8 protein-coding genes are annotated in these 15036 nt (G+C 61.3%); 6 read left to right on the top strand and 2 right to left on the bottom strand.

Annotated features, from left to right (window positions below; translation table 11 throughout):
* Positions 1–2: 2 nt before the first annotated feature.
* The 4 genes from DN745_RS12830 to DN745_RS12815 all read left to right on the top strand — a co-directional run bounded on the left by DN745_RS12830 (position 3) and on the right by DN745_RS12815 (position 7169).
* Positions 3–2717 carry a SpoVR family protein gene (locus DN745_RS12830; RefSeq protein ID WP_111335400.1) on the top strand — a complete coding sequence of 905 codons (2715 nt, stop codon included), beginning with the start codon at positions 3–5 and terminating at the stop codon, positions 2715–2717.
* Positions 2718–2772: 55 nt separating this feature from the next.
* On the top strand, positions 2773–3306 hold the full coding sequence (locus DN745_RS12825; RefSeq protein ID WP_162687652.1) for a Fur family transcriptional regulator: 534 nt from the start codon (positions 2773–2775) through the stop codon (positions 3304–3306).
* Positions 3307–3897: 591 nt separating this feature from the next.
* On the top strand, positions 3898–5823 hold the full coding sequence (locus DN745_RS19370; RefSeq protein WP_162687651.1) for a hypothetical protein: 1926 nt from the start codon (positions 3898–3900) through the stop codon (positions 5821–5823).
* A gap of 191 nt (positions 5824–6014) precedes the next feature.
* Entirely contained in the window at positions 6015–7169 is a 1155-nt protein-coding gene (locus DN745_RS12815; RefSeq protein ID WP_111335397.1) for a UTP--glucose-1-phosphate uridylyltransferase, read from the top strand.
* 7 nt (positions 7170–7176) lie between these two features.
* Here DN745_RS12815 and priA read toward each other — a convergent pair whose 3' ends face one another.
* Positions 7177–9756 (bottom strand): replication restart helicase PriA, encoded by a 2580-nt coding sequence (gene priA / locus DN745_RS12810; protein WP_133621857.1) that lies wholly within the window; start codon positions 9754–9756, stop codon positions 7177–7179.
* Between the two features lie 206 nt (positions 9757–9962).
* Between priA and lipA the strand changes: the two genes are divergently transcribed.
* Complete coding sequence (lipA, locus tag DN745_RS12800) at positions 9963–10973, top strand: lipoyl synthase (protein ID WP_204354991.1); 1011 nt, start codon at positions 9963–9965, stop codon at positions 10971–10973.
* A complete protein-coding gene (thiE, locus tag DN745_RS12795) occupies positions 10970–11689 on the top strand; it encodes a thiamine phosphate synthase (protein ID WP_111335392.1) in 720 nt (239 codons plus the stop codon). The genes lipA and thiE overlap by 4 nt, the downstream gene beginning before the upstream one ends.
* 166 nt (positions 11690–11855) lie before the next feature.
* On the opposite strand, the gene DN745_RS20130 is transcribed toward thiE, so the two are convergent.
* Positions 11856–14990 (bottom strand): thrombospondin type 3 repeat-containing protein, encoded by a 3135-nt coding sequence (locus DN745_RS20130; RefSeq protein ID WP_111335390.1) that lies wholly within the window; start codon positions 14988–14990, stop codon positions 11856–11858.
* Positions 14991–15036: the final 46 nt, after the last annotated feature.

Here is a 15036-nt window from a genome sequence, read left to right as displayed (position 1 = left end):
CCATGCGAACTATCCGAACACTGCCGCTGCATTTGCGTGAAATCATCGAGCATATTCGCGACGTCGCTGAGAACGAATACGGGCTTGATTTCTTCGAGACTGTCTTCGAGATGGTCGACTATAAACAGATCAACGAGTTGGCCGCCTATGGCGGGTTCCCGACGCGCTATCCGCATTGGCGCTTTGGGATGGAGTACGAGCAACTCTCCAAAAGCGCCGAATACGGGCTGTCGAAGATCTACGAGATGGTCATCAATAATGACCCGTCTTATGCCTATCTGTTGGAGGGCAATAATCTCGTCGACCAAAAGACGGTGATCGCGCACGTCTACGGGCACGTCGATTTCTTCAAGAATAACTATTATTTCTCCAAAACCGACCGGAAGATGGTCGACAAGATGGCCAATCACGGCGCGCGGGTGCGCCGTCATCTGGACCGTCGCGGGATCGAAAAGGTCGAAGACTTTATCGACACCTGTTTGTCGCTGGATAATCTAATCGATTATTATAGTCCCTTTATCGAGCGCGAGAGCCCGGAAGAGCCCGAAGAGAGCGACGATCTGCGCGCGCGCGAGGTGCCCAAGTTTAAGGCGAAGGACTATATGGACGAGTATATTAACCCGTCCAGCTATATCGAGCAGCAGAAGCGCAAGATGGAGGAGGAGGACGCGCGGCGCAAAAACTTCCCGCGTGAGCCGCAGCGCGACGTCATGAAGTTCTTGCTGGAGAACGCGCCGCTCGAGGGTTGGGAGGCCGATATCCTGTCGATCATCCGCGAAGAGGCTTATTATTTCGCCCCCCAGGGGCAGACGAAGATCATGAACGAAGGATGGGCCTGCGTGGCAGCGGACACGCGGGTCTTTACCTCCGATGGTTTGGTGACCATGGAAGAGTTGGTGACTGGTCGCCTCAAGGTCGTCTCCGACGGCGACCAACCCCAGGATGTCTACGATTATAATATCATCCCCAATCATGAGACGATTACGCTGCGCACGCGTCGCGGATTGCGGCTGACCGGGTCGAATAATCATCGCATTCTGAAGGCCGATGGCGAAACCTGGACGCGCCTCGATGAGATTCAGCAAGGCGATGAGATTCTGGTTTCCGGCGGGGCAGGGTTATGGCCTGAGAAGCAAGTTGAGCTGGAGTGGAGCGCGCCGGCGCGGTGTAGTCTGCAGGATGTTGCAGAATCTGCCGATGTTTCGCTGAGCACGGTGCTCCGATACCGAGGTAGCGCGAATATTCGTCGCTCCAGCGCGGTCGAGGCAGCGCTCGAACTCTACGACTCGCCCGAGAATCAAGCCCTTCCGCAATCCGTCAATAAGCGCCGAGCGGTTTGTATCCCCGCGACCGTTACCTGTGAGCTGGGCTGTTTTCTGGGTGGGCTGGTCGGGGCCGGCCATATCAGCCGGGTCAAGCGCAACCTCGGCTTTACCAGTGGCGACCATGGGCATGCCCTGCGATTCGCCGAGATGGGGCGCGAACTTTTCGGAATCCCTGCGGTCATCAAAAAGGACGAGGGGCGATGGCGTGTGCTCTTTCATGCCGAAAACCTCTCGGAATGGTTAACTGATGCGCTCGGATTGACCGATGGAGCGAGTGCCTCCGAAAAGAGGATTCCGGAGGTCATTCTTCGTTCCCCCAAAGCGGTCGTTAGCGCCTTTTTGCGCGGCCTTTTTGACGCGGACGGTTATGCCGGCAAACAGGGAGTGATTCTTAGCACTTCCAGTGAAGTCATGAGTGAGCAGGTTCAACTATTGCTGCTCAATTTCGGCATCCTGAGTCGACGCCGCGAGCAAGTGGATGGTTGCTGGCACATTCATATTACGGGGAAATCCGCCGGTGTATTCGCCGACGCGATTGGCTTTGATCTCAAGCGAAAGTCAGCAGCCCTGGCCTCATATATCTGTGAGCACAAATGGTTTAAGGCGGAGTCGTGGTGCGACGAAGTCGTCAGCGTCGAAGCCGGGCATGAGGATGTTTATGATATTTCGGTGCGCGAGACGCATCGCTATGCGGCAGGCGGTTTCGTCAATCACAACTCCTATTGGCACTCAAAAATCCTGACCGAGAGAGTCCTGAAGGACTCCGAGATCATCGACTTTGCCGATATTAACTCGAAGGTCATGTATTCGGCGCCCGGGCAATTTAACCCCTATAAATTGGGCGTGGCGCTGTATCGGGATATCGAGGACCGTTGGAATCGGGGGAAATTTGGCAAGGAATGGCGAGAGGTCGATGACCTTGAGCGCAAGGTGAATTGGGACCGCGAGTTGGGGATGGGGCGCGATAAGATCTTCGAGGTTCGAAAGATCTATAATGACGTGACCTTTATCGATGAGTTCCTGACCGAGGAGTTCGCGCGCGAAAATAAGATGTTCACCTTCGGTTATAATCGCAAATCGGGTAATTGGGAGATCGAGAGTCGCGAGTTCCGCGAGGTCAAAGAGAAGTTGTTGACGCAGTTGACAAATTTTGGTCAACCCTTCATTTACGTGAAGGACGGCAACTTTAAGAATCGCGGCGAGTTGCTGCTCCACCACAAGTTTGACGGCACGCCGCTTCGCTTCGATTACGCCCAGGGCGTGCTTGAGGCGTTGCATCGGGTGTGGAAGCGTCCGGTCAATATCGAGACAATTTCAGAGGATCGCGGCACGTTGCTGAGCTATGACGGCACGGAGCATCGCGATTCGCCTTTTGATTACGAGCCGATCTAGCCGGGGCGCAACCCTGCCTTTGTCGGGCGTATATAGCAGTTTAGAAGCGGTAATTATGGCAAGCATAACGCATATAGGCAGCGCTGGTCTTTCGGCGGAGCATCAGGATTCGAAGGGCGCGTCTTCAGAAGAGGGCGTGTCGGGAGCCGAATGCACCGGGCTCGATGAGAGTTTGCAGCGCTTGAAGGATGCGGGCTTTCGCCTGACGCCGCAGCGCCGCGCGATCTTAGAGATATTCCACGACGGCGCCGGGCACCTCACGCCCCAACAGGTCTTCGCCACCCTCGATGATGTCGTGCCGAGTCTGTCGCTGGCGACCGTCTATAATACGCTGGAATTGCTCGAAGAGATTGGCCTGCTCACGCGCGTTACGGCTCATGACGGGCAGACCTATTTTGACCCGACGGTGGTGCCGCACCACCATGCGCTCTGCGACGGGTGTGGCGATATTTTCGACGTCTTTTTGAAGCCAGGCGCCCTGGATGATTTGATCGCCGATGCCGAAGCCTTTGAGGGCGCGAACCCCGACTTTCGCGTCACCCAGGCGACCGTCTGGTTGCGTGGCCGATGCAAATCCTGCCAGCATTAATGATTTTTTAATAATATTTTAAGAGCCGCGAATCATGGATATGGTTCGCGGTTTTTTGTTTTTGCGTGCGTTTTCTCCCCTTCAAACCGCCTGCGCGGTGTTTAGAGCGCGGGTGCACCTGTCTATCGCTGGAGGACGCTTCCGCTCTTGACTCTGACTTGATCCGATTTGACGCTCTCCGTCACATCTACTAAATTTGGGGCACACTTTGCTCGACAGTATCGGGGTAGGATTTTTCTATTCTTGATGAGTTTCATGACGTTGAAGTTGTCATGCCAACTGCTTTGCTCTGCCCAGTTTTCGCTCAGTTGCCCATTCGATGGGGCAGCTGGGGACCGTTTTTTTAGGGAAATAAGCTTGCGGTATGACCTGGGGTGAGACGGCAGCAACCGAAACCTAATTAAGCATGGAGTCATCGATGACTTTAGGGTGTGCGCACGCTTTTAGTGACAGGGACTGCGGAACTCTTCATCCGCCGTAGTCGGTCGTCGCTGAAGTCTCTAACGGTCCGTGGGCGGGTTTGGCGGGGCGAAATATCATTGTTGTTATTCGGAATGGATTGTCAAAAATAATCAAAATGGGGCTCTAATCATGTATCGTAAATCACTCTATATTTTCTGTGCGCTTGTGCTGCTTTCGCTCCCGGCTTGCTCTGACGACGAGAAGGACACTGGTTCGGAATTAAAAAACGACGCCGGTGATATCGCGGATGCCGGTCACGACGTTGAGTCCGACGTTGACTCCGACGTTGACTCCAACACCACCGACGCCGAGACCGAGCCGGATACCACCAACGCCCTGTGCGAGGTCGACGCGGACTGCGCCGGCGGCACACACCAGGCGGGGACCTGCGATAGCGCGACGAAGACCTGTGAATATACGTGTGATGAGGGCTACGCCGATTGCAACGGGGACGCGTCGGATGGCTGTGAGGTCGATCTGGCGGCCGACGCCGACAATTGCGGGGCGTGCGGGACGGTGTGCGAGTCGGACGCCACCAATCGGGCGCCGGTGTGCGTGGCGGGCGAGCAGGCGCCCAGTTGCGGGATTGATGAGAGCGCGTGCCTTGAGGGGTTTGTCGACTTTAACGGCGACGCAACCGACGGGTGCGAGTGTGAGATGAGCGACCCGGAGGACGCGATTGACGCGGCGGGGGTCGACGGCAATTGCGACGGGGTGGACGGGATATTGGAGGACACGGTTTTCGTGGCGAGCAGCGGGGACGACGCCAACGCCGGGTTGCTCCCGGGCGAGCCGGTGGCGACGCTGGCCAAGGCGCTCGAGCTGGCGGCGCAGGAGGGGCGCTCGACGGTGCTGGTCGCCGGCGGAGAGTATGTGGGCGCGGTCGCATTGCAAAACGGGGTGAGCCTGTACGGCGGATATGTGGCCGACTTCAGCGGGCGCGCTCCGGACACCGAGGTCAGCCGCATCGTGGCGGCGCCCGGCGACTATGACGCGAGCGCCAATGAGTTTGTCACGGTGGAGGCGGCCGGCATCGGCGACGCGACCGTGGTTGATCATATCACGATCGTCGGCTTTGGCGCGGAGAATGAGAATCACCCGGGCGCGTCGACTCTGGCGCTTCGGGCGACCGACTCGGCGGGGTTGCGCGTGCAGAACGCGGAGATCATCGGCGGTGCGGCGGCTGACGGTGAGGCGGGCGCGGCGGGAGGAATACGCGCGTGTACGGCTCCGGTAGGTGGTGCGGGTGGCGTGGCGAACTCAAGTGAAAAGCCATGTACCACATCAAGTTATAACGGTAGAGAAGCGACACCCGGTTTGGACGGTGCCTTGGCGAATCTTGGAGAGCAAGAAGGCCTTGGCGGCGCAGGTGGTCAACATAAATGCAACGGCGCCGCCGGAAACGGCGCAGACGGCACAACCGGCGCGTCGGGTGACGCGGGGGCCGATGGCGCGCTGCCAGCAGCTGATGTGATCGGTGTGTTCAGCGCCGGGGCGTGGACGCCTGCGGTGGGCGTCGAGCCAGGCGCTGGCAGCGATGGCGGTGGCGGCGGCGGCGGCGGCGCCGGCGGGAATTACGAGAGCGGCGCGAGCCTGAAATTGGGCGGCAACGGCGGCCAGGGGGGCGCGGGCGGCTGCGGCGGCGAAGCGGGCGCGAACGGTCAGCCCGGCGGAAGCTCCTTCGGTATCGTGGTGGTCGGCGAGGCGATCGAAGTGGTCGATACCGCGATCACGCTGGGTATCGGTGGCGACGGCGGTGGGGGTGGGCAAGGCGGTGTTGGGGAGAGCGGTGCGGCTGGTGGTGCGAATACTCCAGCCCAAAGCGCGAACGCAGGTCGGGGCGGCGAAGGCGGCTTTGGCGGCGACGGTGGCGTAGGCGGCGATGGTGTGGGCGGTCTGGGCGGAAATAGCGTCGGGGTTGCGACGGTCGGGGTGACGCTGAGCGCGACGGATGTGAGCTATGAGCAGGGTAGCGCGCAGGCTGGCGCGGGTGGCGCCGGCGCGGCGGGGAGTGCGCCGGGCGGGGTGGTGGAGGAGGTGATGGAAGTCGACTGAGTTTAACGCGTCGCTTCGAATTTCTTCGTCGTGCATAAAAAGGTCGCCGAAGCCTAAATATAAGGCTTCGGCGACCTTTGCATTATATGCGGTTGTGACTACGTTCATCGCCCATCGTCCCGAGGGCGATGTTGATTCGATGGGTTTGATGAGTGTCGATACGAATAAACTTAAATTTATTGGAAGCAACGATGACGGCAGCAAAGCAGATATCCGAAGAAGAGTTATGGGCGCAGGTCAGCGAGGCGCAGCGCGGCGTTCTTGAGGCGAATCATTTTGACGTCGAAGAATTTATGGCGCTTCGGCAGGCCTATTTGAGCGGAGAGCTCAGCGCATCAAAGAATCGCCTTGGGGGCGAGGTTGAGGTGCCCGCGGACGAAGATGTGCGCGAACTACCGGGGCGCGATAGCGCCGAGGGACGCGCGTTTATCGCGCTCGGCGAGGCGGCCATCTCGCGCGGCGAGGTCGGCATCGTCGTATTGAACGGCGGTATGGCGACGCGTTTTGGCGGCGTGGTCAAAGGGTGTGTGGAGGTCTTCGATGGGCTGTCGTTTCTGGCGCTAAAGGCGCGCGATATCGGTCGCTACGGCTCGGCCGCGCGCATGCTCTTGATGAATAGTTTTGCGACCGCCGAGAAGACCGCCCAGCATCTGCGGGCGCATGATAATTTCGGGTTAAACACCGACCAGATCATTCATTTTAACCAGAGCGTGAGCCTTCGCATGGCGCCGGAGGGCGAACTTTTTCGCCGCGATGAGGCGCAGAACGTTTCGCTCTATGCGCCGGGGCACGGGGATCTTCAGACCGCGATTCGCCGCGAGGCCCTGGCGGAATTCCGTCGCAGCGGCGGCAAATATCTGATGATGTCGAATGTCGACAATATCCTGGCGACGCTCGACCCATTGGTCGTGGGGATGCACGTCGACGCGTCGTCGCGCGGGGTGCAGATGAGCGTGGAGGCGGTGCAGAAGAAGCCCGGCCAGGTGGGCGGGTTTGTCGCGCGGGTCGATGGGATGCCCCAGATCGTGGAGCATTTTCGGCTGCCGGACGCGTCGCTCAAAGACGCGCTGCAATTGCTAAATACCAATACCTTTCTTTTCGACGCGGATGCGCTCGAGGAGCAGGCGGAGTTGACCTGGTTTGTGGTCGAGAAAACGGTGGACGGGCGCTCGGCCATCCAATTCGAGCGACTCGCCGGGGAGCTTTCGGCGGTGCTAAAGACCGCGATATTGAAGGTGCCGTCGACCGGGGATGACTCGCGCTTTGAGCCGGTGAAGCGTCGCGAGGACCTCGCCCAGAACCGCGACCGCCTGAAGTCTTTGATGGCGGGGCGCGGTATTATCTGAAAGTCATTTAAAGCATATGAACCGGGTCGACGTCGACGATGATGCGCACGTCGCGGTAATTCGACTTGTTGGGCTCGAAATGCGCTACGCCGTTGAGCATGCCGATGGCGAGCTTTCGCACGGCCTGGCGGGAGCGGCTTTTGAGCAGGATTTGCCAGCGCGACTTGCCCTTGAGCCGGCTCAAGGGCGCCATGGCCGGCCCGAGCATGAAGACGCTCTCGGCCAGGGCCTTGTCTTCTTTGAAGACGCGCCGGGCGGCGGTGGAATAGTCGCGGGCGGCCTGGATGCAGCGGCCTTCGTTGGCGGCCTCGAATTTGATGGCGATCAGATAACCAAAGGGCGGGTAGGCCAGTTCGCGGCGCAGTTGGAGTTCGCGCTCGGAGAAGCGGGCGTAGTCGTGTTCGCGGGCGGCCAGAAGACTATAATGGCCCGGGTTAAACGATTGAATATAGACGTGGCCCGGGTCGTGGCTTCGCCCGGCGCGCCCGGCGACCTGGGTGAGCAATTGGAAGGTGCGCTCGGCGGCGCGAAAGTCCGGGAAGTTCAGGCTTAAGTCGGCCATGACGACGCCGACGGTGACCACGCCCGGGAAGTCGTGGCCTTTGGTGACCATCTGGGTGCCGACGAGGATGTCGATCTCGGCGCGGCGAAACGCGCGGATGATGCGCCCGAGTTTTTTGCCGCCGCTGGTGTCGCGGTCCAGGCGCGCGATCTGGGCGCGCGGGAAGAGCTCGACCAGATGGCCGTGCAGCCGCTCGGTGCCGGTGCCCTGGCGGTTGATCTTGGGGTCGCTGCACTCCGGGCAGGACTCGGGCATGCGGATCGAGTAGTCGCAATGGTGGCAGCGCAGCGATTCCTGGTGGCGATGATAGGTCATCGAGACATCGCAGTTGATGCATTTGAAAATATGCCCGCAGCTCTGGCAGGTCACACACGGGGAGAAGCCGCGCCGGTTCAAAAAGAGGATGACCTGCATCTCATCTTTAAGCGTGCGCTCCATGGCCTTGAGTAGTTCGTCGGAGAGGACGTCGGAGGGGCCGGGCGGGCCCTCGTCTTTGTCGCGAAGGTCGACGATTTCGACCGTGGGCATCGGGCGATCCGCCACGCGGTCGGGCATGGCCAGGTAGGTGAGGCGGCCGGATTTGGCGTTATGATAGGACTCGAGCGAGGGCGTGGCGCTGCCGAGCACGACGCGGGCGTTCTCGAGTTTGCCGCGCACCAGCGCCATATCGCGCGCGTTGTAGCGCGCGCCTTCGCCCTGTTTAAAGCTGGTGTCGTGCTCCTCGTCGACGATGATGATGCCGATCTTCTCCAGCGGGGCAAAGAGCGCGGAGCGCGCGCCGATGACGATATTGACCTCGTTTCGCTTGATGCGTCGCCACTGGTCGAATTTTTGCGCCGGGGTCAGCGCCGAGTGAAGGACCGCGATTTGCTCGCCGAAATGCGCGCGGAAGACCGCCACGAATTGCGGGGTCAGCGCGATCTCGGGCAGCAGCACCATCGCGCGGCGGCCCGCGGCGATCTCGGCGCGAATGGCGCGCATATAGACCTCGGTTTTGCCGCTGCCGGTGACGCCGTGCAGGACAAATCCCTCGAAACGATCCTCGGCCTGGGCCCGGCCGATGGCGTCGAGCACCTTCTTTTGGGAGGCGGTGGGGGCGTGGTCCTCGGGGGGCTGGACGGGTTCGCGGTCGAAGGGGTCGCGGTAGACCTCTTCTTCGGTCATGGTGAGCAGGCCGCGCTCCTCGAGCGCGTTGAGGCTGCTATGCGGGGCTGAGATGGCCTCGCGAATCTCGGTAAGTGAGACGTTCTCGCGCCCGCTCTCGAGCAGCTCGGCGATGAAGTCGAGGATGCGCAATTGTTTGCTGCCCAGCCGTTGATCGTCGAGCGACTCGCCGTCGGGCAAGGGGGCGATGCGGTAGAATTTGTCGGTCTTGGCTTTGACCTTGGCGTCGTCTTCCTCGTAGGTGACCTCGACGCGCGGGTGCGCCTCGAGCGTGCTCATGTGGGTGTAGGTGAGGCCTTTTCGCAGGGCTTTGAGGTCTTTGCAGGCCACCGATTCCTTGGATTTAGCCAGGTGCTCAAGGACCGCGCGCAGGTCATCGTCGAGCTCCGGCAGCCCGTCGGTTTCGGGGGCGCCGTCGGCGGGCGCGTCGGCGAGTCGATAGTGTTTGAGGCCTTCGAGGCGCACGAACGAGGGTAGCGCGAGGCGGGCGACCTGGCCGATGGGGGCGAGGTAATAGTCGGCGATAAATTGCAAAAACTCGGTGCCGCGCGCGTTCATCAGCGCCTCGGAGTCCACGATATCTTCGATCGGGCGGATCTTCGATGCGATGGACGGATCTTCGAGCGTATCGCTCAGACGCATCACGAGACCGGTCTTGGCGCGGTTTCGAAACGGCACCTGAACCAGGTGGCCGACCTCCAAGGAGTCGGCAAGGATCGCGGGCACCTTATAGGTCAGGGCGGTGAATAGAGGGATGTCGACAGCAACCTGGGCGTACACGAATAATTTAGTGGGGCAGGAGGGAGTGAGTCGGCGCGTTGAGACGCGGGCTAACCTAATCGAGTGCTTGATTGGGTGCAATTACCGAGTCATCTGGGGGCAGGCGCCTGGTGAGTCAGGAGGGGTTCGGTGGCCGGAAATATTTGGCAGGGGCGTCTTGCCGGACGGTCGCCATGTTGTTAGACACCCACGTGCGCGATGCCGCGGGGATGCGGCTGTATTTTGACGCGCGAAACCTAATTGAATTGTTCTGCATCACCAGGGGCGCGGTTCCCCGGGAGTAACCCATGGTCATGAAAGTCGACCCGTCGATCGTCAAAGAGCTCAACGCCCCCGCTAAACGCGAGCCCACCGGGGCGGATCGCGTCTCGGGCCCGGCGCGCAAGAAGTTGCAGAATCTGCCCGATGAGGCCGGTCCGCGGCCGAAGTGGATTCGAAAGCGTATGTCGATGACCCCCGAGTTCTTCGAGACGCGCCAACTCGTGCACAAAAACGACCTGAATACGGTCTGTGAGTCGGCGGCCTGCCCGAATATCGGGGAGTGCTGGAGCCGCAAGGCGCTGACGTTTATGATCCTGGGCAATATCTGCACGCGAAGCTGCGGGTTTTGCGACGTCCAGACGGGTCGTCCCGGCGAGGTGGACGCGGATGAGCCGCGCCGCGTCGCGGAGTCGCTGGCCAAATTGGACCTTAACTATGTGGTCATCACCAGCGTGGACCGCGACGATCTTGCCGACGGTGGCGCGGCCATCTGGGCGGAGACGATTCGGCGCACCAAAGAGCTGTGCCCCGGGCTTGGGGTCGAGGTTTTGACCGGTGATTTTAAGGGCGTGCTTGAGGATGTCGATCTGGTGCTTGAGGCGCGACCGGACTGCTTCTCGCATAATATCGAAACCTCGGCCGAGATGCACCGGGTCGTGCGTCCCCAGGCCCGCTACGACCGCTCGTTGGCGGTGCTTGAGCGCTCGGCGCAATATGGCAACGGCGTCCTGACCAAGACGGGGATGATGCTCGGGCTTGGTGAGACCAAAGAGCAGGTGCTGCGGACGATGCAGGACCTGGTCGATGTGGGGGTACAGATTCTGAACCTGGGGCAATATCTGCGCCCCAGCCCGCGCCATCTTCCGGTGGCTCGATGGGTGACGCCCGAAGAGTTCGATGAGCTCGCCGCGGCCGGCATGGAGATGGGCTTTGAGCATGTCGAGGCGGGGCCGCTGGTGCGCTCGAGCTACCGCGCCGATTTGCAGGCCGCCGAGATCGCTGAGAAACGAAAGGCCAAAGCGGCGAAAAACGCATGAAAGCGACGTCTCGACGCGACAAGATTGAGCGCACGGATTGGCGAGTTTATTTGATCGCGGATCCGTCGGCGCTGTCGGCTGAGCGGGTTGGCGCGGCGGCCGGCCAGACCGATAAGGACCGTCGTTTTTCGGCGATCCTCGACGTGGTGCGCGCGGCGCTTCGCGGCGGCGCGGGCGTGGTGCAGTTGCGCGACAAGTCGGCGACGAGCCGGGAGTTGGTCGAATACGGGCGCGCACTCCAGGACGTTTGTGACGGCTTCGGCGCGCTCTTTGTGGTCAACGACCGCATTGACGTGGCGCTTGCCTGCGGGGCGGATGGTGTGCATCTGGGGCCCAAAGACATCGAGGTGTCCGAGGCGCGGCGTATCGCGCCGCGGCTTGTGATTGGCGCGTCTTCGGGGGATGCCGAGGGGGCGCGGGCGTTGGTCGAAGGCGGCGCAGACTACCTGGGCGTTGGCGCGGTTTATGAGGCGCGGGCGAGCAAGGCAGACGCGTCAGCGCCGCGCGGGCCGGGCGTGTTGGCCGAGGTTCGCGGGGCGATCGGTGAGTCGGTGCCGATGGTTGGGATCGGCGGCGTGAATGTGCAGAATGCGGCGCAGGTTGCGGCGCATGGAGCGTCGGGCGTGGCGGTGATTCGCGAGATTGTCGCGGCGGATGAGCCGGAGTTGGCGGCGCGCGGATTGCTCCAGGCGGTGGGCCCGGCGCGCGAGATATAGCGCGCGGTTTTGTCGGCTTCGAATGACATTATGTCGAGAGTTTAGTCCCCAACCGGTCAAACGGTTGGGGATTTTTTTTGTGTGCGATTGACCTCACTGAATACAAAACCGCCGCAGGCTTTAGAAAGCCTGCGGCGGTTTTGGTTTAGCCTGCTATGTCAACGAATCAGCCGATGGGGCAGCCTTCGTCGATGATGCCGTCGCAGTTATTGTCGATGCCGTCGCAGATCTCGGGGCTTCGGCCGTTCGGGCATTCGATGCAACCGTTGTCGATCTCGCCGTCGCAATCGTTGTCATTGCCGTCGCAGATCTCATTTTCGGGGATGCACACCGGGTCGGGGCAACCCTCGTCGATGACGCCGTCACAGTTGTTGTCGATGCCGTCGCAGATCTCGGGGCTTCGACCGTTCGGGCAATCGACGCAGTCGTTGTCGATTTCACCGTCGCAGTTATTGTCGGTGCCGTCGCAGATCTCATTTTCGGGGATGCAGATGTCTTCGCAACCCTCGTCAATGATGCCATCGCAGTTGTTGTCGATGCCGTCGCAGACCTCGAGTTCGGGCACGCAGCTATCGGTGGGAGGGCATCCGTTATCGATGACGCCGTCACAGTCGTTGTCGGTGCCGTCGCAGACCTCGGGCTCGGGAATACAGTTGTTCGGGGTGCAGTCGTTGTCGATGATTCCGTCACAATCGTTGTCGGTGCCGTCGCAGACTTCCGGCGAGGGGATGCAGGTCTGGACCGGGGGGCAGCCGTTGTCGACGACGCCGTCACAGTCGTTGTCGAGGCCGTCGCCGCAGATTTCCGGGCCGCACCCGTCGCAGCCGTTGTCGATGATCCCGTCGCAGTCATTGTCGGTATAATCACAGACCTCGGTGGTCGGCTGGCAGGTGTCACAGGCGATCTCGACTTCCATGCCGACCGATTCGCCCGAGGATGCGGTATTGGCCATATTCTTGAGCGTGTTGCAGGCGCTGCCGAAGAGCTCCACGGTTTGGTTGGCGGAGTTATAGACATAGCCATTGCTCGGGTTCGCCGGGACGACCGACTGGACCACGCCGTCCTTGACGATGGAGACGCGGATTCGGCTCATATCGTCGCCGTTCTGCGGGGCGATGGACAGCAGGCAGGTGACCTGCTGGGTGGCGATGGTCTCGAGCGCGGCGACCAGGTCGCTGGAGCTGGCGACGGGGTACCAGTTCGAGCTGGAGTTGGGGTTATTAGTGCCGCCGGCAATCGCAAAGGCTTGCAGGTTCGACTCGCGCGCGCCGGGGAATCCTACGATATAGACCGGCACGCCAGCGTTAGCCATCTGGGTAATCGCGTTTTCGGTCGAAGACGCGCTGTCAGGACCGTTGGGGTTGCCGTCCGTGATGAGGATCATCGCTTTGTTGCGAATCGAGTCATCGGGATCAGGGAAGAGCCTATGGTAATTGTTGGACCTTACGTCTGTGACGGCGGAGCCGGTCGGGGTATGGCTGCCCACGGCTGTGTTCGGCAGGCTGTTGATAACGCTCCTAAAGGCGTTGCTGCTGATGGAGGACATGGCTAATTTGCGGGTGTGGATGCCCCATCGGTTATCGCCAGGGAAGAGGCCGAGCCCCAGGTTGAACTGAGAGGTCAGCTCATTGGAGAGATCGTAAAGCGCATCCTTGGAGTCATCCCAATAGTCGGGGCCCTGCATGGAGCCGGAGTTGTCGAGCAGGATATAGACGTTGGGCTTGATGGGCTGAGAGGAGACGTCAGCGACGTTGCAGATATTGGTGCCGGCGGGCAGGGGCTCGCAGGCGTCGCCGATGCCGTTCTGGTCGATATCGTCCTGGTTATAGTTGGCCGTATTCGGGCAGTTATCGCAGGCGTCGCCCACGCCGTCGTTGTCGGCGTCGGCCTGGTTCGGGTTGGCGGTGTTGGGGCAGTTGTCGTGGATGTCCGGGACGCCGTCGCCGTCGCTGTCGCGGTTGGAGTCATAGACGCTGGAGCAGGCGGAGGGGTCCTGGTTGACGTTGGCCACGCCGGCGCAGTTATCGCAGGCGTCGCCGATGCCGTCGCCGTCGGTGTCGAGCTGGTTGGCGTTCGGGGTGCTCGGGCAATTGTCGAGCGCGTCCGGGACGCCGTCGCCGTCGAGGTCGGTGAGCAGCGGGTTATCCTGGCAGGCGTCGCCTACGCCGTTTGCGTCGGCGTCGGCCTGGCTGGAGTTGGCGACCGTGGGGCAGTTGTCGCAGGCATCGCCCACGCCGTCGCCGTCGCTGTCAGTTTGGTCGGGGTTGGCGATGAAGGGGCAGTTGTCGACGCCGTTGCGCACGCCGTCGCCGTCTGCGTCGCCGTTGGGGTTGGCCATGCCTTCGCAGGCGTCGCCCACGCCGTTGGCGTTGGTGTCGGCCTGATTATTGTTGGCGATGTCGACGCAGTTATCGCAAGCATCGCCCACGCCGTCGCCGTCGCTGTCAGTTTGGTCGGGGTTGGCGACCGTCGGGCAGTTATCCAGGATATCCGGGATGCCGTCGCCGTCGGTGTCAGCGGCGACGTCGCAGGTCGCCGGGTTCTGGGCGGAGTTTGCGACGGTGGGGCAGTTATCGCAGGCATCGCCCACGCCGTCGCCGTCGGTGTCGGCCTGGTCGGGGTTTGCGACGCGCGGGCAGTTATCGTCCTGGTTGAGCACGCCGTCGTTGTCGAAGTCGCCGTCGGCGGGTAGCGCCGGGTCGGTGCAGACATCACCAACGCCGTCTCCGTTGGAGTCGGCCTGGTCCATATTCGAGGTGTCGGGGCAGTTATCGCAGGCGTCGCCCACGCCGTCGCCGTCGGTGTCGAGCTGGTCGGGGTTAGCGACGTCCGGGCAGTTATCGTTCTGGTCCAGGATGCCGTCGCTGTCGGTGTCCATCCACCCCTGGCAGGCGTCGCCGATGCCGTCGCCGTTGGTGTCGGTTTGCAGCATATTGGCGACATGGGCGCAGTTGTCACACGCATCGCCGATGCCGTCGCCGTCCATATCGGACTGGTCCGGGTTGGGCGCGCAGGGGCAGTTATCGCGGCGGTTCGGAATGCCGTCGCCGTCCTCGTCGCCCTCCGGGCTGAGCGTGTTGGGGTTGCATTGCGGGACCGGATCGCCGGCGTCTGCGTCAGCGCCGCCAACGTCGTCGAAGCTGGTGTCCGAACCGTCGACGTCTTTGCCGTCGATTATCCCGGTATCCGTGGTTTCACCGGGGCCGCCGCCTGACGAGGTATCGTCGGCGCAGGAGACGACCAGGGACAGCATCAACGCTATCCAGATCGTGAGAAAGCGAGTCTGGCCAAATTTAAACATGGGCAAGGTCCTTATGGGGGCGATAACTAAAAAATAACAAGTATTG

Source organism: Bradymonas sediminis (genome assembly GCF_003258315.1).
Classification (GTDB): domain Bacteria; phylum Myxococcota_A; class Bradymonadia; order Bradymonadales; family Bradymonadaceae; genus Bradymonas; species Bradymonas sediminis.
Note: the sequence above shows the minus strand (reverse complement) of the source record. Positions and strands in the feature narration are given on the sequence as shown.